This is a genomic window from Haloparvum alkalitolerans (genome assembly GCF_055381565.1).
The window spans coordinates 2,161,635-2,180,797 of sequence record NZ_AP043938.1; the positions used below are offsets into that span (position 1 = coordinate 2,161,635).

23 protein-coding genes are annotated in these 19,163 nt (G+C 70.6%); 11 read left to right on the forward strand and 12 right to left on the reverse strand.

Annotation, left to right across the window (positions count from 1 at the left end; translation table 11 throughout):
• Positions 1-75 precede the first annotated feature (75 nt).
• Together ACZ432_RS13015 and ACZ432_RS13020 are read left to right on the forward strand one after the other, a co-directional pair.
• Positions 76-300 (forward strand): antitoxin VapB family protein, encoded by a 225-nt coding sequence (locus ACZ432_RS13015; protein ID WP_426962005.1) that lies wholly within the window; start codon positions 76-78, stop codon positions 298-300.
• Positions 297-680 (forward strand): PIN domain-containing protein, encoded by a 384-nt coding sequence (locus ACZ432_RS13020; RefSeq protein WP_426962004.1) that lies wholly within the window; start codon positions 297-299, stop codon positions 678-680. Before ACZ432_RS13015 ends, ACZ432_RS13020 begins: the two co-directional genes overlap by 4 nt.
• Before the next feature lie 48 nt (positions 681-728).
• Here ACZ432_RS13020 and ACZ432_RS13025 read toward each other — a convergent pair whose 3' ends face one another.
• Positions 729-1,577, reverse strand: a complete 849-nt coding sequence (locus tag ACZ432_RS13025) for a TrmB family transcriptional regulator (protein WP_426962003.1) — start codon at positions 1,575-1,577, stop codon at positions 729-731.
• A 365-nt stretch (positions 1,578-1,942) separates the two neighbouring features.
• Positions 1,943-2,596, reverse strand: coding sequence for an AIM24 family protein (locus tag ACZ432_RS13030; RefSeq protein ID WP_426962002.1), 654 nt, complete (start codon positions 2,594-2,596; stop codon positions 1,943-1,945).
• 166 nt (positions 2,597-2,762) lie between these two features.
• Between ACZ432_RS13030 and ACZ432_RS13035 the strand changes: the two genes are divergently transcribed.
• Positions 2,763-2,945 carry a hypothetical protein gene (locus ACZ432_RS13035; protein ID WP_426962001.1) on the forward strand — a complete coding sequence of 61 codons (183 nt, stop codon included), beginning with the start codon at positions 2,763-2,765 and terminating at the stop codon, positions 2,943-2,945.
• 95 nt (positions 2,946-3,040) lie between these two features.
• Here ACZ432_RS13035 and ACZ432_RS13040 read toward each other — a convergent pair whose 3' ends face one another.
• Positions 3,041-3,184 (reverse strand): hypothetical protein, encoded by a 144-nt coding sequence (locus ACZ432_RS13040; protein WP_426962000.1) that lies wholly within the window; start codon positions 3,182-3,184, stop codon positions 3,041-3,043.
• 84 nt (positions 3,185-3,268) lie between these two features.
• Positions 3,269-4,303, reverse strand: a complete 1,035-nt coding sequence (locus tag ACZ432_RS13045; RefSeq protein ID WP_426961999.1) for a S1C family serine protease — start codon at positions 4,301-4,303, stop codon at positions 3,269-3,271.
• A 192-nt stretch (positions 4,304-4,495) separates the two neighbouring features.
• Between ACZ432_RS13045 and ACZ432_RS13050 the strand changes: the two genes are divergently transcribed.
• A complete protein-coding gene (locus ACZ432_RS13050; protein WP_426961998.1) occupies positions 4,496-4,990 on the forward strand; it encodes a hypothetical protein in 495 nt (164 codons plus the stop codon).
• Position 4,991: 1 nt separating this feature from the next.
• Positions 4,992-6,092, forward strand: coding sequence for a nicotinate-nucleotide--dimethylbenzimidazole phosphoribosyltransferase (cobT, locus tag ACZ432_RS13055; protein WP_426961997.1), 1,101 nt, complete (start codon positions 4,992-4,994; stop codon positions 6,090-6,092).
• Positions 6,093-6,152: 60 nt separating this feature from the next.
• Here cobT and ACZ432_RS13060 read toward each other — a convergent pair whose 3' ends face one another.
• Positions 6,153-6,602 carry a DUF6653 family protein gene (locus tag ACZ432_RS13060; RefSeq protein ID WP_426961996.1) on the reverse strand — a complete coding sequence of 150 codons (450 nt, stop codon included), beginning with the start codon at positions 6,600-6,602 and terminating at the stop codon, positions 6,153-6,155.
• Positions 6,603-6,769: 167 nt separating this feature from the next.
• Here ACZ432_RS13060 and ileS point away from each other — a divergent pair, with 167 nt between their 5' ends.
• Entirely contained in the window at positions 6,770-9,916 is a 3,147-nt protein-coding gene (gene ileS / locus ACZ432_RS13065) for an isoleucine--tRNA ligase (protein ID WP_426961995.1), read from the forward strand.
• Positions 9,917-9,925: 9 nt separating this feature from the next.
• Here ileS and ACZ432_RS13070 read toward each other — a convergent pair whose 3' ends face one another.
• Together ACZ432_RS13070 and ACZ432_RS13075 are read right to left on the reverse strand one after the other, a co-directional pair.
• Positions 9,926-10,327 carry a PIN domain-containing protein gene (locus tag ACZ432_RS13070; RefSeq protein WP_426961994.1) on the reverse strand — a complete coding sequence of 134 codons (402 nt, stop codon included), beginning with the start codon at positions 10,325-10,327 and terminating at the stop codon, positions 9,926-9,928.
• Positions 10,324-10,575, reverse strand: a complete 252-nt coding sequence (locus ACZ432_RS13075; protein WP_426961993.1) for a DUF7557 family protein — start codon at positions 10,573-10,575, stop codon at positions 10,324-10,326. The genes ACZ432_RS13070 and ACZ432_RS13075 overlap by 4 nt, the downstream gene beginning before the upstream one ends.
• A 138-nt stretch (positions 10,576-10,713) precedes the next feature.
• Here ACZ432_RS13075 and ACZ432_RS13080 point away from each other — a divergent pair, with 138 nt between their 5' ends.
• The gene (locus ACZ432_RS13080) at positions 10,714-11,316 is read left to right on the forward strand and encodes an amphi-Trp domain-containing protein (RefSeq protein ID WP_426961992.1); all 603 of its coding nucleotides are present in this window, start codon (positions 10,714-10,716) and stop codon (positions 11,314-11,316) included.
• 51 nt (positions 11,317-11,367) lie between these two features.
• On the opposite strand, the gene ACZ432_RS13085 is transcribed toward ACZ432_RS13080, so the two are convergent.
• From ACZ432_RS13085 to ACZ432_RS13105, 5 genes are all read right to left on the reverse strand, one after another.
• The gene (locus ACZ432_RS13085) at positions 11,368-12,438 is read right to left on the reverse strand and encodes an NAD(P)/FAD-dependent oxidoreductase (protein ID WP_426961991.1); all 1,071 of its coding nucleotides are present in this window, start codon (positions 12,436-12,438) and stop codon (positions 11,368-11,370) included.
• A gap of 100 nt (positions 12,439-12,538) precedes the next feature.
• Positions 12,539-13,639, reverse strand: coding sequence for an ATP-NAD kinase family protein (locus ACZ432_RS13090; protein WP_426961990.1), 1,101 nt, complete (start codon positions 13,637-13,639; stop codon positions 12,539-12,541).
• Positions 13,640-13,766: 127 nt separating this feature from the next.
• A complete protein-coding gene (locus ACZ432_RS13095; RefSeq protein ID WP_426961989.1) occupies positions 13,767-14,156 on the reverse strand; it encodes a hypothetical protein in 390 nt (129 codons plus the stop codon).
• Between the two features lie 65 nt (positions 14,157-14,221).
• Positions 14,222-14,653, reverse strand: coding sequence for a hypothetical protein (locus ACZ432_RS13100; RefSeq protein WP_426961988.1), 432 nt, complete (start codon positions 14,651-14,653; stop codon positions 14,222-14,224).
• Positions 14,650-15,300: a hypothetical protein gene (locus ACZ432_RS13105; protein ID WP_426961987.1), complete on the reverse strand. Its 651-nt coding sequence runs from the start codon at positions 15,298-15,300 to the stop codon at positions 14,650-14,652. Before ACZ432_RS13105 ends, ACZ432_RS13100 begins: the two co-directional genes overlap by 4 nt.
• A 151-nt stretch (positions 15,301-15,451) precedes the next feature.
• Between ACZ432_RS13105 and ACZ432_RS13110 the strand changes: the two genes are divergently transcribed.
• The 4 genes from ACZ432_RS13110 to ACZ432_RS13125 all read left to right on the forward strand — a co-directional run bounded on the left by ACZ432_RS13110 (position 15,452) and on the right by ACZ432_RS13125 (position 19,150).
• Positions 15,452-16,426 (forward strand): calcium/sodium antiporter, encoded by a 975-nt coding sequence (locus ACZ432_RS13110; protein WP_426961986.1) that lies wholly within the window; start codon positions 15,452-15,454, stop codon positions 16,424-16,426.
• A gap of 126 nt (positions 16,427-16,552) precedes the next feature.
• Entirely contained in the window at positions 16,553-17,701 is a 1,149-nt protein-coding gene (locus ACZ432_RS13115) for an acyl-CoA dehydrogenase family protein (protein ID WP_426961985.1), read from the forward strand.
• A gap of 369 nt (positions 17,702-18,070) precedes the next feature.
• Positions 18,071-18,448 (forward strand): hypothetical protein, encoded by a 378-nt coding sequence (locus tag ACZ432_RS13120; protein WP_426961984.1) that lies wholly within the window; start codon positions 18,071-18,073, stop codon positions 18,446-18,448.
• A gap of 234 nt (positions 18,449-18,682) precedes the next feature.
• On the forward strand, positions 18,683-19,150 hold the full coding sequence (locus ACZ432_RS13125) for a 30S ribosomal protein S15 (protein WP_058364939.1): 468 nt from the start codon (positions 18,683-18,685) through the stop codon (positions 19,148-19,150).
• The last annotated feature ends 13 nt before the right edge of the window (positions 19,151-19,163 follow it).

The following is a 19,163-nucleotide window of genomic DNA, read 5'->3' on the forward strand; positions in this document are numbered from 1 at the left end:
GCGCGGCCCGGAACACCCTGCGCGGCCCGGAACTTTTTGAGACCGCGGGAGAAATGTAGACGTACGCCTACGTCTATGCCCACGAAGAGTCTGACCATCACGGAGGAAGCGTACGAGAGCCTCAAGAAACACAAGCGCCCGGGTGAGAGCTTCACAGACACGATCCTGCGGCTGACTGACGGGGAGCGCGACGTGCTTGACGGGTTCGGAGCGATGTCCGACGTCGAGGGGTTCCGCGAGGCCGTGGAGGGAACTCGGCGCGACCTCGACGCTGACGTGCGCGAGCGAGCGAGACGATGATCGCGCTGGACACCTCCTTTCTCGTCGACTACCTCGACGGCGAAGAGGCGACGAAACGGTTCCTCGCGGAACGAACCGGCGAGCCGATGCACTCTCCCGCGCTCTCGCTGTTCGAGGTCTATCGTGGGGCCGCTCGGACGACGAGCGGCGATCGGATCGACGACGTGGCCGACGCGCTGGACTGGGTGGACCCGCTCCCGCTCGACGGGTCAGCGGCCGACGAGGCGGCCCGCATCGAGAGCGAGCTCCTCGCCGCGGGGGAACGGATAAACCTCGGAGACGTGCTGATCGCGGGCGTCTGCCGGGATCGAGGTGCAACGATCGTCTCTCGGGACGACCACTTCGACCGTGTCGACGGACTCGACACGGTGACGTACTGACGAAGGATCCGAGGCTCCCCGTTTCTCCCGGTCGTCGTTTTTCTCCCGTCACGCCTCCGCGGCCGGGCGGCTCTCGTGGCGCCACAGCAGGTCGAAGTACTGCCAGAGCCCGGCGACGAAGGAGGGGTTCTCGGTGACGGCCGCCTGCCGGCGGTGGTTCGGCACGTCCTCCTGTTCGACCATGAACAGCCCGTGGCCCGCCTCGTAGTCGGTGTCGGGGTCGACGAACGTCCCGCGCCACGGGAGCACGCGCTCGCTGATGCGGACGGTGACCGAGGGGAAGTCGGCCGCCAGCTCCTCGCGGATCGCGGCCTGCCGCTCCGCGTTCTCCTCGGAGAGGTGTTCGGGCGCGAGCATCAGCACCTTCACGTCGACGCCGCGGTCGACCGCCTCGCGGAGCGCGGGTCTCACGGCGTCGATGTAGCCGAGGCTCTTGGTGAGCACGTACGCCTCGGCCTCCGCCTCGCGGAACAGGCGCCGCGTCTCGCGCTCGCTCGGCTCGCCCACGTCCACGACGTGGAACAGGTCCTCGGCCGGGCCGAGCTCGTCCACGTCGCGGTCACGAACTGGCGCGTACCGCTCCACGAACGCCTCGCGGGTCTCCTCGACCTCGTCCGCGAAGCGCTCGTACTCGTCCCGCCGGTTGCGGACCGCCCGGTCGACGATCTCCTCGGGGTCGTGCGGGCGGTACTCCTTCGGTCGGCCGGGGATGACGGTCACGTAGCCGGCCTCGGCCAGCTCGTCGAGCACGCCGTAGATCCGCGCCTTGGGGATCCCGGTCGCCTCCGCCAGCTCCGGCGCGGTCGACCGGCCGAGCAGCAGGAGCTCCGCCAGCGCCTGCTCCTCGTACTCGGTGAGGTCGAGCCGCGAGAGGAACTCGTCGCCGCGTTCGGACATGCCCGCCCCTCCTCGCGTCGGAGATAAGTACGTGCTGGTCGTCCCCCGAAACGTTTATGTCCCGATACCGAGTTGGCTTACTCAGAAAATGAGTAACTCCTCATCCTCCGCCGCGGACGACGACGCGCACCTCGACGAGGTCCCCGACGGCGCCGGCTGCACCGAGATCTGGGAGCACCTCTCGGACGGCCGCGACGACGACTGACGCCGGGGTCGCCGGAGCCGGCGCGCCGATCGATCTCCCGACGCCAGGAACCGTCTTGTGACACGATACCGATAGCCCCGATCGACATGACGGCTTTTTCGACGCGACGACTCTCGCTCGACGCTGCACCGGGGAGAAAAATCGGACCGGACGGCGGCCGTCAGTGCTCCTCGAACGGCTGGACGACGACGAACCCGTCGGGTCCGTCGAACCGCATCTGGTAGCGCTCGCCGGACTCCTGCCCGACCATGTCCGAGAGGCTGCGGTTCACCTCGACGTCGGGCGACGTGCCGCTCCACGCGACCGTCGCGCTGGGGTCCGTGGAGACTGGCGGCTCGACGACGACGGGGTCGCCGTGGGTCGTGATGGCGACGTAGCCGGGGCCGCTCAGGAAGACGTTGGTGAACCCGCCCGCGAGCGAGCCCGCGAGGCTGTCGATCGTGCTGATCTCGTAGGAGATCCGGTCCTCGAACGCGAGCACGTCCTCGCCGTTGACGGTGATCGCGTCGTCCGCGCCGAGCTCCAGCACCTGCACCTTCTTGCCTCCGTCCGCGAGGTAGGCGTGACCCTGCCCCTCGATGGCCATCACGGGCGTCCCCTCGCCGGAGGCCGCCTCCTTGAGGAAGCCGGTGATCCCGCCCTCGGCCGAGGCCTTCCCCTTGAACGAGAGGTCGCCGGTGTACGCCACCATCGATCCGGCCTTCGCCATCGCGGTCCCGTCGACCGCGACGTCGAGGGTGTAGCTGTTCTCGAGCTGGAAGCGCTCGTCGGACTCCACGGGGACGTGTTCGGCTTTGAATTGGTCGATGTCCATCGTGATCACGAGTTGGAGGGCAACTCGACCGAGGGATGGCCCCGCAGCGAAAAGAAGCTACTGGCTGGATCGCGGCGGTAGTCCGAGACGGTCGAAGGACCTCTCGAGGCCCCGGTATTTTGTGTTTCCGTGCGGACGTGGACCCGTGTCCGAGAGGGAGTTCGACGTGGGCGACGCCGTGCTCGTCGAGTTCGCGGACGGCGAGCGGGTCAAAGGGACGATACGCGAACGGACGAGGACGCACGCGACGATCGACGTGGAGAAACGGTTCGACAGCGAGCGCCGCCCGGCATTTCCGGCCGACGAAACGCGTGTGATCACGCTCGACCGGGTCCTGCGGGCGCTCTGAAGTGTCCCCGCTTTGGAGTTCCGGTAAGTCAGAGCGGGTGGCTTCGCTGCCGGCCGCACGCGCGAACGACCGACGACGGGACTGCTCGGACGAGGTCAGGGGAGATACGTAGCGAGGAAGTCGACGAGCCGGTCCAGACGGCGGTTGATCCGGCCGTCCGCGTCCTCGTCGGCTGCTTCGCCGTTCGCGTTCCCGGAGCGCTCCCGCTCGCCGGCTTCGGGGATCGAGTCGTCGGCCATGCCGGAATTTCGGGACGGACCTCGAAAACGGTTGTGCGGCCGACGGCGCATTCCTACCTCGATTCCGGTCCCGGGCGGCTCCCGTCACCTCGGCGCCGGCCGCTCGCCGAGCGCGAACGAGACCGTCTCCTCGCTCCCGTCCCGCAGCACGCGCGCCTCGAGGTCGTCGCCAGGCGAGGTCTCCAGCGCGAGGTGTCTGGACAGGTCCGCCCGCGTGGCGATCCCGACGCCGTCGAGTCCGACGATGGTGTCGCCGCCGGTGGGCACCGGCATCCCCTCGACCGTGGTCTCGCCGGTGCTGCCCCGAAGGGTCCCGTCAGCCGGACCGCCGTCCACGACGCTCACGACGTAGACGCCGCGCGCCTCGGGGAGGTCGTTCGCGGCCGCGATCGCCGGGTCCACGCCAGCGACGCCCACTCCCATGTACGCATGGTCGTAGCTCCCCGCCTCGACGAGTCGGGGAACGACCCGACGGGCGAGCCGCGAGGAGACGCCGAAGCCGAGGTTGTCCGCGCCGGGGACGCGCGCGGTCGCGACCGCGACGGCGCTCCCGTCGAGGTCGACGATCGGACCGCCGCTGTTGCCGGGGTTCAGCGGCGCGTCCACCTGCACCACGTCCGGGACCGAAAAGTCGTTGGGCGCCGGGATCGTTCTGTTCCGGCCGCTGACGATGCCCGCGGTCGCGCTGCCGTCGAGGCCGAACGGCGCGCCGACCACCAGCACCTCCGCGCCGACGTTCGGCAGGTCCTCGCGCAACGGGAGTTCCGGGCCGGGCGGCGGGGACTCGGCGCGGAGCACCGCCAGGTCGCTGTAGGGGTCCGCGCCGACGACCTCGGCGTCGCGCCACGCACCGTCGGCGTACTGCACGCTCACGCGGTCCGCGCCGGCGACCACGTGCTCGTTCGTGACGAGGTGGCCGCCGTCGACGCGGAACGCCGAGCCCTGCCCGCCGCCCGCGTCGGTGTACGTCCGCACGCGGGCGACCGCGCCCGAGACGGACTCGTAGGCGCGCTCGAACCGCTGGGTCCCGCCGGGGTCGCTGGCGGGGGCCATACAGCCGGCCGTCGCGGCCGCGGCGGCGCCGACGGCACCGAGGAAGCCGCGTCGGGTCTGCTCCATGCGCCCGGTTACGGCGGCCGCCGCATAAACGCCCGGACCGCGGCGGGCCGAACGCGTCGACGCCCGGGCGATGGGCCCCGACGATGGGCCTCGTCGATGGGCCTCGGCGATGGGCCCCGACCGCCCCTCCTCGGCCGACGCGTCCCGGCCGCGACGCCGCGGGCTTTTTGCCCGCCGGAGCGAAGGGCGCCCATGACCCTGCACGTCGACCCGCCGGACCCGCCGACGCTCGTCGCGGTCGACCCCAACCAGTACGAGGACACCACCGTCGGCGGCACCGGCAACGAGGACGCCGCCGACGACGTGACCGAGGACGAGTACCGCCGCGACGACCTCGAGCGGTTCCTGAACGAGGGCGCGTGGGCCGAGGCGTTCGAGGAGTGGGCCGCCACGAGCGACCTCGACGCCGAGGAGTGGCGCATCGTCGAGGAGATGGGACTCGTCGACCGCTTCGACTTCTTCTGGGACGACTTCGCCGACCGCGTGGGCTACCACGCGCCCGGCATCCCGGAGGACTGGAAGGAGCGCGACCTCCACCCCGACCTGGACTCGTGGTCGACCGTCTCCGGGATCAACGCCGGGCTGACAGAACTCGGCCAGATCGTCTGCGAGACGCTGAAGCAGGAGTACATCGACTGGGAGGCCGACTACGAGGCGCCCGACGACCTCCCCGACTTCGAGGCCTGACGTGGCGAAGGAACGCTCCGCTCCGCCGGCCGACGACTGCGCCGCGTTCGACGCGCCGACGATCCCCGCGTTCGACGACGCGGCCGCGGACGCCGCTCGTGCGCGCCAGCAGGAGTTGACGAAGCCGCCGGGGAGCCTCGGTCGACTGGAGGACCTGGCGGTCGCCCTCGCGGGCCTGACGGGCGACGCTAGGCCCGCGCTCTCGGAGCCCGCGGTCCTCGTCGCGGCCGCGGACCACGGCGTCGTCGCGGAGGGCGTCTCCGCGTACCCCGGCGACGTGACGCGGGCGATGCTGGCGAATTTCGCTGACGGCGGCGCGGCGGTCAACGCCCTCGCGGACGTGGTCGGCGCGGCGACCGTCCTCGTGGACGCGGGCGTGGACGGCGCTCCCGTCTCCGGAGTCAGAAACGAGAAGGTCGCCCGCGGGACGGCGAACCTCGTCGACGGGCCGGCGATGACGCGCGCGCAAGCCGTCGCGTCGCTAGAGGCGGGCGTCCGGGTCGCGAAGACGGACCTGGCGACCGCGGACCTCGTCGCACTCGGCGAGATGGGCATCGGGAACACCACCGTCGCGAGCGCGCTCACGGCCGCCCTCGCGGACGCGGACCCCGAGGCGGTCACGGGCCCCGGAACGGGCGTGGACGAGGAGACGCGCGCCCACAAGGTCGCGGTCGTGGAGCGCGGCCTGCGGGAGAACGACCTCCGCGATGAGGACGGTCGGCCGACCGAGACCGCGACCGACCCCGTCGAGGTGCTCCGGCGCGTCGGCGGCTTCGAGGTCGGCCTGCTCGCGGGCGCGGCGCTCGGCTGTGCGGCCGACAGGACGCCGGTGGTCGTGGACGGCGTCGTCTCCGGCGCCGCGGCGCTCGTGGCGGCCGCCGTCGACGGCGCGGTCCGCCCCTACCTGCTCCCCTCCCACGGCGGCGCGGAGCCGGGTCACGCGGTCCAACTGGACGCACTCGGGCTGGACCCCCTGTTCGACCACGACCTCAGACTCGGCGAGGGGAGCGGCGCGTGTCTGGCGCTCGCGACCTACCGCGCCGCCTGCGCGACCCACGACGGGATGGCGACGTTCGCGGAGGCGGGGATCGGGGAACGGTAGCGGCGGAAACGGCGTGACGCGACTCGCGAGCCGCCTCGGCGGGGACGGACGGAATCGCGTTCAGGCGGGCGGCGCCCGGCCGGGCGCGTGCTCGTCGTAGTACCTCACCAGCACGTGGAGGTACGCGAGCTTGCAGGCGAGGGCGACGCCCCCGCCGAGCGCCGTCACGCGGGGATCGCGTCTGTAGGCGCCGTAGAGACCGTACCCGTACGCGAGCGCGTTCGCGACGTTGAGCGCGCCCGGCACGCTGGGCTCGAACACCCCGTGACCGTCCGCCAGCCAGCGCTGCTCGCCGAGGACGGACCGACTGATCCACGCGTCCGTGGTCTCCGGCTCCGGGAACAGGATCGGGTTGACGGCGACGTAGAGAAGGGTCAGCCCGACCATTCGCCAGTCACGCCGGAACAGCCCGAGCAGGAGGACAGGCCCCATGGGAAGCCGCGTGTAGCCGCTCCACGGGTTGGTGTGCCGGGCCCAGAACTCCTCGCCGAGACCGTCGGTCAGCGCCATGGGTCCCCGTACGCGGACCGAGCCTATCAACCTGTGCCGCTCGACGCGGCGACCCCCGTGTGCCGCGTGCACGCCGGGAGGGCCGCGGGCCCCGTTCGCCGCCACACCGGAGGCCCGCGCGACTGCAACTCCGCCGTATTGAAATACGCGGGCGCTGACCCTCGGATATGGAGCAGGTAGACGACCAGTACACCCCCGAGAACGTCGAATCCGGCGTGACGGACTACTGGGAGGAACACGACGCCTACGAGGCCGCCAAGGAGGCGCACGCGGACGACCCGTCCTTCTTCTTCGTCGACGGACCGCCGTACACCTCCGGACAGATGCACCTCGGCACGGCGTGGAACAAGACGCTGAAGGACGCGATCATCCGGTACAAGCGGATGACGGGCCACCGCGTCACCGACCGTCCGGGCTACGACATGCACGGGCTCCCCATCGAGGTGAAAGTCGAGGAGGAACTCGGCTTCGACTCCAAGACGGACATCGAGGAGTACGGGATGGAGGCGTTCATCGAGGAGTGCAAGGAGTTCGCCGAGACCAACCGCGAGGCGATGGACGAGGACTTCGAGTCCATCGGCGCGTGGATGGACTGGGAGAACCCCTACAAGACCGTCTCGCCCGAGTACATGGAGTCGGCGTGGTGGGCCTTCTCGCAGGTGGCCGACCGCGGCCTCGTCGAGCGCGGCAAGCGCTCCATCTCGCAGTGTCCCCGCTGTGAGACGGGCCTCGCCAACAACGAGGTCGAGTACGAGGACGTGGAGGACCCCTCCATCTACGTGAAGTTCCCGCTCGCGGACCGCGAGGGGAGCCTCGTCATCTGGACGACGACGCCGTGGACCATCCCCGCGAACACCTTCGTCGCGGTCGACCCCGACCTCACCTACAACGCCGTCCGCGCCGAGAAGGACGGCGAGGAGGAGGTCCTGTACGTCGCCGAGGCCTGCGTCGAGGACGTGTTACAGGAGGGCCGGTACGAGGACTACGCCGTGGAGGCGGAACTCTCCGGCGAGGATCTGGTCGGCTGGCAGTACGACCACCCGCTCGCGGACCACCTCGCGGAGTACCCCGACTTCGAGGGCGCCGGCGAGGTGTATCCCGCCGACTACGTGGAGGCGGACCGCACCGGCCTCGTCCACTCCGCGCCCGGCCACGGCGAGGAGGACTTCCACCGCGGGCAGGAGCTCGGGCTGGACGTGTTCTGTCCGGTCGGTCCCGACGGCGTCTACGACGACGCCGCCGGCGACTACGCGGGCCAGTTCGTCCGCGACGCCAACGAGGAGATCATCGCGGACCTCGTCGCGGAGGGGCACATGCTCGCGCACGGCACGGTCCACCACAGCTACGGCCACTGCTGGCGGTGTGACACGGGGATCATCCAGCTGGTCACCGACCAGTGGTTCATCTCCATCACGGACGTGAAAGACGAGCTCCTCGAGAACATGGAGGAGTCGGAGTGGCACCCGCAGTGGGCGCGCGACAACCGCTTCCGGGACTTCATCGAGGACGCGCCGGACTGGAACGTCTCCCGCCAGCGCTACTGGGGCATCCCCATCCCGATCTGGGTGCCCGAGGGCGAGGACCCCGCGGAGATCGACCTCGAAGAGGAGACGGTCGTCGTGAGCACGCGCGAGGAGCTCGCGGACCGCGTCGACCAGGAGATTGACCCCGCGGAGATCGACCTCCACCGCCCCTCGGTGGACGACCTGACGATCAGCGAGGACGGGACGACCTACCGCCGCGTCGAGGACGTCTTCGACGTGTGGCTGGACTCCTCGGTCGCCTCGTGGGGCACGCTCGGCTACCCCGGCGAGACCGAGGCGCACGACGAGCTGTGGCCCGCCGACCTCATCGTCGAGGCGCACGACCAGACCCGCGGCTGGTTCTGGTCGCAGCTCGGCATGGGGACGGCCGCGGTCGGCGAGATCCCGTATAAGGAGGTGCTGATGCACGGCTTCGCCAACGACAGCGACGGCCGCAAGATGTCGAAGTCCGTCGGCAACATCGTGACGCCGGAGGAGGCCATCGACCGCGCCGGCCGCGACCCCCTGCGCACCTACCTCCTCAGCCACGACCAGCAGGGCGTCGACCTCGCGTTCGAGTGGGACGGGCTCGGCGAGATCCAGGGGAAGCTCAACATCTTCTGGAACGTCTTCCGGTTCCCGCTGGAGTACATGGACCTGGACGGCTACGACCCCGCGGAGGCCGACCTCTCCGACGGCGACCTCGAGGTCGTCGACGAGTGGGTGCTCTCACGACTCCAGTCCGTCGAGCGGGAGGTCGCCGAGGCGTGGGACGACTACCGCGTCAGCGACGCCGTCAACGCGCTGATCGAGTTCGTCACGCAGGACGTCTCGCGGTTCTACGTGAAGGCGGTCCGCGACCGCATGTGGGAGGAGGAGGACTCCGCCTCCAAGCGCGGCGCCTACGCGACGCTCGCGACCGTCCTCGACGAGACGGTCCGCATGTTCGCGCCGTTCGCGCCCTACCTCGCGGAGCGCATGTACCAGACGCTGGACGGCGAGGCCACGACGGTCCACGCGCTCGCGTACCCCGAGTACGACGCCGACCTCCACGACGAGGAACTGGAACGCGACGTGGCGGTGCTCCGGGACGTGGAGGAGGCGGCCGCGAACGCCCGCCAGCAGGCCGGCCGGAAGCTCCGGTGGCCCGTCCCGCGCGTGGTCGTGGAGACGGACGACGACGAGGTGGCCGAGGCGGTCCGGAACCTCGAGGCCCTGATCCTCGACCGCGTGAACGCCCGCGCGCTCGAGGTCACCGACGGCTTCGAGGAACTGGTGGAGCACGCCGAGCCGCAGATGGCCCAGATCGGTCCCGCCTTCGGCGGCGACGCCCAGAAGGTGATGGACGCGGTCAAGGGGGCGACCCGCGCCGAGGTCGAGAACGGCGAGGTGCTGGTCGACGGCGAGCCGGTCGAGTTGGACGACGAGATGGTCGAGTACGTCGCGGAGCCGCCCGAACACGTCTCCGGCGCGGAGTTCGACGGCGGCGTCGTCTACGTCGACACCAGCCTCACCGACGAGATCGAGGCCGAGGGGTACGCCCGCGACGTGATCCGGCGCGTGCAGGAGATGCGGAAGGACCTCGACCTCGACGTCGAGGAACCCGTCCGCCTCGGCGTCGCGGTCGACGACGACCGCGTGGCCGGCTTCGTCGACGAGCACCGCGAGCTGATCGCGGAGGAGACGCGCGCCGCCGAATGGCTCGACGACCCCGAGGCGGCCGCCGGCGCCGTCGAGGCGTGGGACGTCGAGGACGTGGTCGTCACCATCGGGCTCGAGCGCGCGAGCTGATCGCGGGCTTCACGGCCGATACTCTTCGACTTCGACGACGTTCTTCGTCTCCGAATGAGTCAGGTCGCCGTCGCTGGAGACGGCGGGCGCACCGAGTTCGCGACCGACCGCGGCAATGAGCGCGTCCGGACCGTCGAGGTACGGTCCGCCGGGGGCGATTTCGTCAGCAATGATCCCCGCGGTCACCGCAATATCGGTGTCGACGGCGTATGGCTCGGCCCATGAGAGATCGATCCGAGCCTGTGCGACGTCGCCATTCGGAAGGTTCCCTTCACCCACCAGCACCTCTGCGTACGCCGGCACGGGAATCACCCAGTCTTCCGACTCGCCCCCGTTCTCCTCGTAGTACGTCTTCGTCGCGTTGACGCCCTCGAGATAGTCGATAAGGAACGACGCGTCGAGGACCCTCATGTCGCGTTTTCTGTACGGTCGCGGGTTCGCTGCTTCCGCTCCTCCTTGGCCGCCTTCCGCTCCTCGCGGACGCGGTCGGCTTTCTCCTCGGACCATCGTCCGAATCCGCCGTCGAAGTCCGCCCCCTCGGTCTCCTCGCCGAGGACGCGTTCGAGAACGTCGTTATAACTCTCCCCGGTCTCCCTGAGTCGGTCGAGTTTCCGCTTCACCCGGTCACTGACTCGGATCTGTTCGTCGGCGGTGGCCATCTCGTGTCAACGTTGGCGTCGACATCGCTTAATCGTTGGGCACGGGTTCGAAGAGCTCGCTCCACCTCTCCCCGTCTCCGTTCTGATCTGGCCTCGTATGCCGGGGAGACTTATGCCGACTCCCGGACAACTGTCGGTATGACCAACGACGACTACGAACGCGAACTGACCGGCAGCCGCGAGGAGATCGCCACGGTGCTGAACGACGTCGCTGACGGGCTTCGGTCGGGCGCCGTACGCCTCGGCGAGGACGGCGACGCCGTCACCGTCGCGACGCCGGAGGAACTCACGCTGGAGGTCGAACTCGAAACCGAGGACGGCGAGCAGAGCCTGGAACTGGAACTCGAGTGGCCGGTGTCCGAGGCGGACGCGGCGGCCGAAACGGACGCAGTGGATGAGTCGGACGCGGCGACAGAAATGGACGCGGCCGCCGAGGGGGCGGCCGAAACGGACGCGGTCCCCGAGACCGACGCGGCCGCGGGGTCGGCCGAGTCCCCTTCGGACGTCGAGATCGAGGCACCGACGATCGCCGGCGCCGCCGACGCGACGCAGTCGCTGGCCGGCTTCGAGGTGTATCGGGACGCCGGCGGGGAGTGGCGCTGGCGGCTCCGCCACCGCAACGGGAACATTATCGCGACCGGCGGCGAGGGCTACACGCGCAAGCACAACGCGCTGAAGGGGCTTCGCAGCGTGGTGAAAAATTCGCCCGGCGCGACGGTCAGCGACGAGTTTAGCGACTGATCCGTCGGCCGCGCCGGCCGCGATCGGGTTCCTGCGATCGGTGGTCCGGAGTCAGTCGTCCGCGGTCGGCGCGTCGGCGCTCGCGGGCTCGCCGAGTTCGCCCGCGCGTTCCAACTCGGTGAGGTACTCGTCGGCGTCGAGCGCGGCCTGACACCCCATGCCGGCGGCGGTGACCGCCTGCTGGTAGTGGAAGTCGACCACGTCGCCGGCGCCGAACAGGCCCTCGACGCCGGTCGCGGTCTGGTTCGCGCCGCGGCCGCCCTCGGTGAGCAGGTAGCCCTCCTCGTCCGTCTCGACGCCGGTCCCCTCGAGGTAGCCCGTGTTCGGCGTGTGGCCGATGGCGAAGAAGACGGCGCCCACGTCGAAGTCGTACGCCTCGACCTCGTCGGCGGTCTCGGGGTCGTCGAGCTTCTCCTTCGGGTGGCCCTCGGGGTGCTCGACGAGCGAGACGTGGTCGATGCCCTCTTCCGGCGTGCCGTGGAGCTCCGTCACCTCGGTGTTCCAGAGGACCTCGACTGCCCCGTCCTCGACCTTCTCCATGATGCGGTCGATCCAGACGTCCTCGGCCCGGAACTCGTCGCGGCGGTGGGCGATGTAGACGGTGTCCGCGAACTTGGTGAGGAAGTTGGCCTCCTCCATCGCGGCGTCGCCGCCGCCGACGACGAGCATGTCCTCGCCGCGGAAGAACGCGCCGTCGCAGGTCGCACACGTCGAGAGCCCGTAGCCCATCAGCTCGTCCTCGCCGGGGATCCCCAGCGTGCGCGCGGAGGCGCCGGAGGCCGCGATGAACGCGTCGGCGGTGTAGACGTCGCCGTTGGTCAACTCGACGCGGAACGGCCGGTCGTCCGCGTCGACCGACGCGACGACGCCGTTCTTCGTCTCGGCGCCGAACTTCTCCGCCTGCGCCTTCATGTCGTTGATCAGCTCGGGGCCGGAGATGCCCTCCGGGAAGCCCGGGAAGTTCTCCACGTCGGTCGTCAGCGTGAGCTGTCCGCCGGGCTCGTCGCCCTCCAGGATCAGGGGGTCGTTGTTGGACCGGGCGGCGTAGATCCCCGCCGTCAGCCCTGCTGCACCGGTGCCGGCGATGATCAGCCGGCGGTGTTCGACGATGTCGTCGCTCATACAGGACCTTCGCCAGCGGGCCGTTTGTACGTTGCGCTGTCCGGCGGCGATGCCGCAACCGCGGTCGGTGAGAGGCCCTTCGAGGGGGTCCCCACCTGCCTCAGACGATCTTCATCATCCGGGTCTCGAACTTGCCGACGCGGACGCGGGTCCAGCCGCGCAGTCGCTCGTCGAGCTCGGGGTCGTCGGTGTCGACGCGGAGCACCGAGAGGTCGTCGAGCTTGCTCCGCGAGGCGACCACGGACACCTCGCACGCGCGGATCACCGCCGGCGAGAGCTGGGGGTTGCCGCGGCCGAAGACGAACCCCTGCCCGCCGATGGGCGTCACGACCACGACGTTGCGCTCGCCGAGGGCGTCGAGGATCTCCGCCTCGGTCGCGTCTCGGACCAGTACCTCGCCGTCGCGCCACACGTCGACGCCGATGGGCGATCCGTCGAAGCCGAGTTCGTCCTTGATCGCCCCGAGCGTCGAGCCGGGACCCAGGACGTAGGTGACGCCGTCCTCAACGTCGTCCGCGACCCCCTCGGCGAGCGCCTCGACCGTACCGCCGCCGGTCTGTTTCGAGGACTGGAGGTCCTCCGCGACCGGGACGTGCGCGACCGCCCGCAGTTCCGGGTGGACCTCCCCCTCGCGGTAGGCATCCTCGTCGATGTCCATCACCTCGCGGCGCTCCGTGCGCTCGAAGTCGGCCACGACCGCGGCGGCATCCTCCGGCGAGACCGCGAACACGGAGGAGTACACCTTCACCCCCGCGGGAACGCCGAGCATCGGCGTCTCGGTGCCCTCCAGCGCCTCGGCCACGTCCGCGGCGGTGCCGTCCCCGCCGACGAAGAGGACGATGTCGACGCCGGCGTCCGCGAGCGCGGTGACCGCCTCGCGTGTGTCCGCCGCGGTCGTCTCCGCCGCGGCGTAGGCGTCGTCGTCCGCGGGGGGCTCAGAAAAGGCGCGGGCGGGCTCCGCGACCACCTCCGGGTCGAACCCGGCCTCGCGGACCAGCGACGCACCCATCGGGTCCGCGGCCGTCGAGACCGTCGCGTCCGGCGCGCGCTCGTACAGGGACGCGAGCGCCCGGCGGGCGCGGTCGGGAGCTCGGGGCTCGGCGCCGCGCTCGCGCGCCTCCGCCACCTTCCCGTCGGTCCCCTTCAGCCCGACCCGGCCGCCCATCCCCGCGACGGGGTTCACCACGACGCCCACGTGCATGGCCGCCCCTACCGCCGCGGGCTACTTAAGCCGGGTGAGACGGAGGGCGCCCCGGAGGCGCGGTCGCGCGCTTCGCGGTGCGAGACACCGCGTTTCCGGTGAACGACGACAGCGACAGAAACGAGGATCAGCGCGGCCCCGCGCACTCGCCGGCCACCTCGACGCGGTCGGCGGCCACGCGCACCGTCCCGTCGTACAGCCGGCACCGCTCGGCGTCCCACGCCAGCGCTCCTTCCCACCCGCCGCCCGAGACGACGGCCTCGTGACGGCCGCTCGCCGCGACCGTCACCTCGAACGCCCGCGCGACGCCGGGGTCGATCCGGTCCGCCTCGTCCTCGTAGGTGGTCCCGTCCGCGCCGGTCACCACGACCCGCGCCTCGACTGGTTCGTCGCCCTCGTTCTGCACGGTGAGGTCGAGGTTCCCGTTCTCGTCGGAGCCGCCCAGACAGCCCGCGAGGCCCGTGAATCCCGCGACCGTTCCGGCCGCGCCGGCCGCGAGGAACTGGCGTCTGTGCATAGGGGACGGACGACGGGACACCACTTCAAGCCGCCGAGCGGGCGGGCCCGTCGCGCTCGGTCCGGTCAGGTGATCCACGTGAGGCGGATCCACACCCCCAATCCGACCGCGAACGCGAGGTGGTACGCGACCAGGAGACGCGCCGGCGGAACGACCGGGACGCCGCCGTCCACGCCGCCGTCCGCGCCGCCGGACCGCAGGAGCCGTCCGATCGCCAGCAGACCGAGACACAGCAGGGCGCTCCAGACGGCCGCCGCGGCGAGCGCCTCGCCGAACGACGGGGGGACGCCGAGGGCGCCCGCCACGTACAGTTCGCCCGCCACGAAGCCGAGACCGGCCAGCGCACCGTAGGCGACGCCGAGGGGGATCGAGCGCGGGCCCTCTACAGACACGCCCGCCCGGGACGTGACCGTCCGAGCGACGACCGCCCGAACCGCGATCGTCGCGACGATGCCAGCCGCGAACCCGCCGAGCAGACCGTTGAGAAGGGTCGTCACCGCGGGTCGAACGAGACGCTGATCTCGTCGACGTAGTGGGTCGCGTCCGCCTCCCAGATGACGGCGGTCCCGACCGCGACGTACAGCGTGTCGGTGGCGATCTCCGGCGTGGTCCACTCGAACGTGTACTCGCGCCAGCCGTCGGCGAGCCACAGGGGTTCCCGCAGACCGCCGTAGGGCGTCTCGCCGAGATCCGTCGTGTTCAGCCCGAGGTCCGGGAAGTCCTCCTCGGCCTCGGGTCGCTCCGCGCCGAGGCGCATGACGGCGTGGCGGATCGTGTTGAACGACTCCGAGTCGCTCCAGAACTGCGCGGTGACCGTCGCCTCGTAGCGCCGCCCGGGTTCGACCGACACGGGGTGGACCGCCCACGACACCCCGTCGTCGTAGTCGCCCTCGTTCCAGACCCGCAGCGAGCGGTCGCCGGCGGACGCTTCTTCCTCGGAGACGTCGACCTCCCACTCGAAGTCGGCGATGTCGACCTCCGGGCCGATGGCTGCGTCCGTCTCCCAGTCGCCGAGTCCGTCCTCGAACCCCTCCGTGAAGGCGGCCGCGTCCGGCGCGCCCAGACAGCCCGCCGCACCGATACCCCCGACCGCGCTCGCGGTCGCAAGCCCGCCACAACTCCGCAGCAGCTCTCGTCTGTTCATGCGTCGGGGTGTCAACGCTCGTAGATAATCTTGTGGGTCGACTGCGGAGGGAGACACCGCGGACCGACCGCGGGCGGTGAGGACCGAAACAGACCGCGGACGGCGACGTCGGGCACGGGGTTTACGTACGGCGGGCGCGACCGTCGTCACGATGGTACAGGGAGGACCGATCGTCCAGGTCGCCGTGATCGCCGCGACGATCCTCGGGCTCTGGGTCGGGGCGCGAGCGCTCGTCGACGCCGTGGTCCGGCTGGCTCGCCGGTTCGGCGTCGCGGAGCTGACTATCGGCCTCACCGTGGTCGCGATGGGCACCTCGACGCCGGAACTGGTCGTCACGACCGACGCGGCGCTCGCGGGTCTCGGCGACATCGCGGTCGGGAACGTCGTCGGATCGAACGTCTACAACCTCGCGTTCATCCTCGGCACGGTGTCGCTGCTCCGGGTGATCCCCGTCGAGCGGTCGCTGGTCCACCGGGACGGCGCGGCGCTGGTGCTGTCGACGCTGCTGGCGTTCGCGGTGCTGTTCGACCGGACGGTGACGCGCCCGGAGGGCCTGCTCCTCGCCCTCGCGTTCCTCGCCTACACGGCGTACCTGCTCTACGACGAGCGCACGGGGGCCTCGATCGAGACCGAATACCCGGCGTCGCACCGGTCCGGGGCGGACCGCACGGCGTTCCGCGGCCGCGACGCGCTCCTGCTCGTCGGCGGGCTGGCGGTCGTCCTCGTCAGCGGGCACTTCATGGTCGAGGCGGCGTCGGCGCTGGCGCGCTCGGCCGGCGTCTCCGACTGGGTTATCGGCGGGACCATCGTCGCCGCCGGCACCTCCACCCCGGAGTTCGCCGTCTCGCTCGTCGCCATGCGGCAGGGCCACGTCGGCATGTCCGTCGGCAACATCGTCGGCTCGAACGTGTTCAACGCGCTCGGCATCATGGGGCTGGCGGCCGGGCTCCGACCCCTTGCCGTCTCCGGGGCCGCCATCGAGACGACGCTCTGGCTGACCGCCGTGACGGTGCTGATGGTCGCCGCGCTCTGGTCCGGGCGCCGGCTCTCCCGGGTCGAGGGCGCGCTGTTCGCCTGCTCGGAGGCCCTCCGCTGGGTGCTCGGACTGTTCCGGGTCTTCGGCTGAGCGCGGCTGACGGCGGCGGATCGGGTGCGGACCGGAGACGGCGTCCGCGGGCGCAGGACGGCCGGCCGGGCGGAGTCCCTCACGGTCGTTCGCTTCATTTATACTCCGGGTGGACCCAGTTGCGGTATGGACTTCGACCTGCCCGCGGAGCACCGGATGATCCGGGACACCGTCCGGGAGTTCTGCGAGGAGGAGATCGCCCCGATCGCCCAGGAGGTGGAGGACGAGCACCGCTTCCCCGCGGAGGTGTTCGACGAACTCGCCGCCCTCGACATGATGGGCGTCCCCGTCTCGGAGGAGTACGGCGGCCTCGGCGGCGACCAGCTGATGTACGCGCTCGTCACCGAGGAGCTCGGCCGCGTCTCCGGCGGCATCGGGCTCTCCTACGCCGCGCACGTCTCGCTCGGCTCGAAGCCGATCGAGCTGTTCGGCACCGACGAACAGAAGGCGGAGTGGCTCCGCCCGCTCGCGGAGGGCGAGGGGATGGGTGCGTGGGCGCTCACGGAGCCCGGCAGCGGCTCGGACGCTTCCGACATGGACACGACCGCGGAGTACGACGCGGACGCCGGCGAGTACGTCCTGAACGGGACGAAGCAGTTCATCACCAACGCGACCGTCGCCAACAGCGTGCTGGTGAAGGCGGTCACGGAGCCCGAGGCGGGCTACGACGGCATCTCCACGTTTATCGTCGACCCCGAGAACGACGACGGCTTCGAGGTCACCACCGTCTGGGACAAGATGGGCCTCAACTGCTCGCCCACCTGCGAGATCCGGCTCGACGACGTGCGGATCCCCGAGGACCGCCTGCTCGGAGCAGAGGGAGAGGGGTGGACACAGACGATGAAGACGCTCGACGGCGGCCGGATCTCCATCGCGGCGCTGTCGACCGGGCTCGCGCAAGGGGCCTACGAGGCCGCCAAGGAGTACGCCGGCGAGCGCGAGCAGTTCGGCCAGCCCATCTCGAAGTTCGACGCCATCCGCGACAAGATCGTCGACATGCACCGCAAGACGGAGCGCTCCCGCCTCCTCACCCACAAGGCGGCCGTGAAGTACGACGAGGGGAACCGGGTGACCGAGGAGTCCGCGCTGGCAAAGCTCGACGCCTCCGAGTCCGCCCGCGAGGTGGCCGAGGACGCCGTGCAGGTGCTCGGCGGCTACGGCTACACCGAGGACTTCTCGCCGCAGCGCTTCTACCGCGACGCGAAGCTGATGGAGATCGGCGAGGGGACCTCCGAGATCCAGCACGTCGTGCTCGGACGCCAGCTCGGGCTCTGAAGCGCGCTCGCGCCCTTCCAGTTTTCTCGAGCAACCCGCGTCTCGCGAGCCACCGGCGCGCAGTAGCGCACCGAGAATCGGGGATCTTCGAGCCGCCGGTCGCTCCGTTCAGTCCCACCCACCGCCACGCAACTGCACCGCAGCCTCGTCCCTCCCCAGCCTCGACCGCGGGGCGGGCGCGGAACCGCATCGCACCGCATCGCGCCCGCCCCGCGACCTCCCTCGCGCGCGTTGCTCGCACGCGCCGACCGCGACAAAGTAGCTCTGTGATCGCGCTTCCCGAAACCGGCCTCAGAAGCGGCCGATCTCCCTCACGCCCTGGCGGAGGCACCGACGCGTCTTTATCCGCGCCGGCTCGAACCCGCAAGCATGGAGTATCAACCCGGCGTCTGCAACATCGGCCCCGGCGAGCGCCGCAAGCGCCTCGCGCTCGGCGGGGGGTCGCTCGCCGCGGCAGTCGCTCTGGGTGCGGTCGTCGTCCTCGGGTCGTTCCCGGCGGTCTACCTGCTCGCGACCGTCTTCCCGCTGTACGGCGCGGCGATGGGGTTCCTGCAGTACCGCGAACGCTTCTGCGTCGGCTTCGCGGCGCTGGGCGTCTTCGACGTGGGAGCGGGGAACCGCGAGGTCACCGACGACGCGGCCCGGGAAGCCGACAGAAAACGGGCAGTTCGGCTGAACACGAAGGCCCTCGCGCTCGGTGTCGCGGGCGCGGTCGTCGTCTACGTGGCGGGTCGACTGCTTCTGTGACCGCCGAACGGCCGCGATTCGAACGAATAGCAAGCTCTTAAGTCCCCGGACGGACAGGTTTTCGACGGGAACAGCACAGCCGCAAATCCGACTCGCGCGTCGATTGGCGCGCTTGGGATTGCGGCAGTGCACCGCCGGCTCCCCCGGCGACGGTCGTCGCGGCCTCTGCCGCCGACCAGCGTCGCGCGGAGCCGCGGTCACGCGTCCGCGGTTGTGCCGTTCCAACTTCGAACGATGGCACGAATGCATACCCGTCGCCGCGGCTCGTCCGGTTCGGACAAGCCCGTGGCGGCAGACGACCCCGAGTGGAGCGACGTCGACGCCGAGGACATCGAGTCCCGCGTCGTCGAACTGGCGGAACAGGGCCACGAGCCCGCCGTCATCGGTCTCAAGTTGCGCGACGAGGGCGTGAAGGGCACCCCGATCCCGGACGTGAAGCTGGCGACCGGGAAGAAGGTGACCGAGATCCTCGAGGAGAACGACGCGGCCGGCGACCTGCCGTCCGACCTCCGGAACCTGATGGAACGCGCCGTCAACCTGCGCGAGCACATGGCGGAGAACCAGCAGGACCACCAGAACAAGCGCGCGCTGCAGAACACGGAGTCGAAGATCCGCCGACTCGTCGACTACTACCGCGGCGACCAGCTCGACGAGGACTTCGTCTACGACTACGAGACCGCGGCCGAACTGCTGAACGAGTAACCCGACGCACGGC

Excerpts from the sequence above, each read along its gene's own strand:
- ACZ432_RS13015 (WP_426962005.1), top strand. The coding sequence starts at position 76 with ATGCCCACGAAGAGTCTGACCATCACGGAGGAAGCGTACGAGAGCCTC.
- ACZ432_RS13020 (WP_426962004.1), top strand. The coding sequence starts at position 297 with ATGATCGCGCTGGACACCTCCTTTCTCGTCGACTACCTCGACGGCGAA.
- ACZ432_RS13025 (WP_426962003.1), bottom strand. The coding sequence starts at position 1,577 with ATGTCCGAACGCGGCGACGAGTTCCTCTCGCGGCTCGACCTCACCGAG.
- ACZ432_RS13030 (WP_426962002.1), bottom strand. The coding sequence starts at position 2,596 with ATGGACATCGACCAATTCAAAGCCGAACACGTCCCCGTGGAGTCCGAC.
- ACZ432_RS13040 (WP_426962000.1), bottom strand. The coding sequence starts at position 3,184 with ATGGCCGACGACTCGATCCCCGAAGCCGGCGAGCGGGAGCGCTCCGGG.
- ACZ432_RS13045 (WP_426961999.1), bottom strand. The coding sequence starts at position 4,303 with ATGGAGCAGACCCGACGCGGCTTCCTCGGTGCCGTCGGCGCCGCCGCG.
- ACZ432_RS13050 (WP_426961998.1), top strand. The coding sequence starts at position 4,496 with ATGACCCTGCACGTCGACCCGCCGGACCCGCCGACGCTCGTCGCGGTC.
- ACZ432_RS13060 (WP_426961996.1), bottom strand. The coding sequence starts at position 6,602 with ATGGCGCTGACCGACGGTCTCGGCGAGGAGTTCTGGGCCCGGCACACC.
- ileS (WP_426961995.1), top strand. The coding sequence starts at position 6,770 with ATGGAGCAGGTAGACGACCAGTACACCCCCGAGAACGTCGAATCCGGC.
- ACZ432_RS13070 (WP_426961994.1), bottom strand. The coding sequence starts at position 10,327 with ATGAGGGTCCTCGACGCGTCGTTCCTTATCGACTATCTCGAGGGCGTC.
- ACZ432_RS13075 (WP_426961993.1), bottom strand. The coding sequence starts at position 10,575 with ATGGCCACCGCCGACGAACAGATCCGAGTCAGTGACCGGGTGAAGCGG.
- ACZ432_RS13080 (WP_426961992.1), top strand. The coding sequence starts at position 10,714 with ATGACCAACGACGACTACGAACGCGAACTGACCGGCAGCCGCGAGGAG.
- ACZ432_RS13085 (WP_426961991.1), bottom strand. The coding sequence starts at position 12,438 with ATGAGCGACGACATCGTCGAACACCGCCGGCTGATCATCGCCGGCACC.
- ACZ432_RS13090 (WP_426961990.1), bottom strand. The coding sequence starts at position 13,639 with ATGCACGTGGGCGTCGTGGTGAACCCCGTCGCGGGGATGGGCGGCCGG.
- ACZ432_RS13095 (WP_426961989.1), bottom strand. The coding sequence starts at position 14,156 with ATGCACAGACGCCAGTTCCTCGCGGCCGGCGCGGCCGGAACGGTCGCG.
- ACZ432_RS13105 (WP_426961987.1), bottom strand. The coding sequence starts at position 15,300 with ATGAACAGACGAGAGCTGCTGCGGAGTTGTGGCGGGCTTGCGACCGCG.
- ACZ432_RS13110 (WP_426961986.1), top strand. The coding sequence starts at position 15,452 with ATGGTACAGGGAGGACCGATCGTCCAGGTCGCCGTGATCGCCGCGACG.
- ACZ432_RS13115 (WP_426961985.1), top strand. The coding sequence starts at position 16,553 with ATGGACTTCGACCTGCCCGCGGAGCACCGGATGATCCGGGACACCGTC.
- ACZ432_RS13120 (WP_426961984.1), top strand. The coding sequence starts at position 18,071 with ATGGAGTATCAACCCGGCGTCTGCAACATCGGCCCCGGCGAGCGCCGC.
- ACZ432_RS13125 (WP_058364939.1), top strand. The coding sequence starts at position 18,683 with ATGGCACGAATGCATACCCGTCGCCGCGGCTCGTCCGGTTCGGACAAG.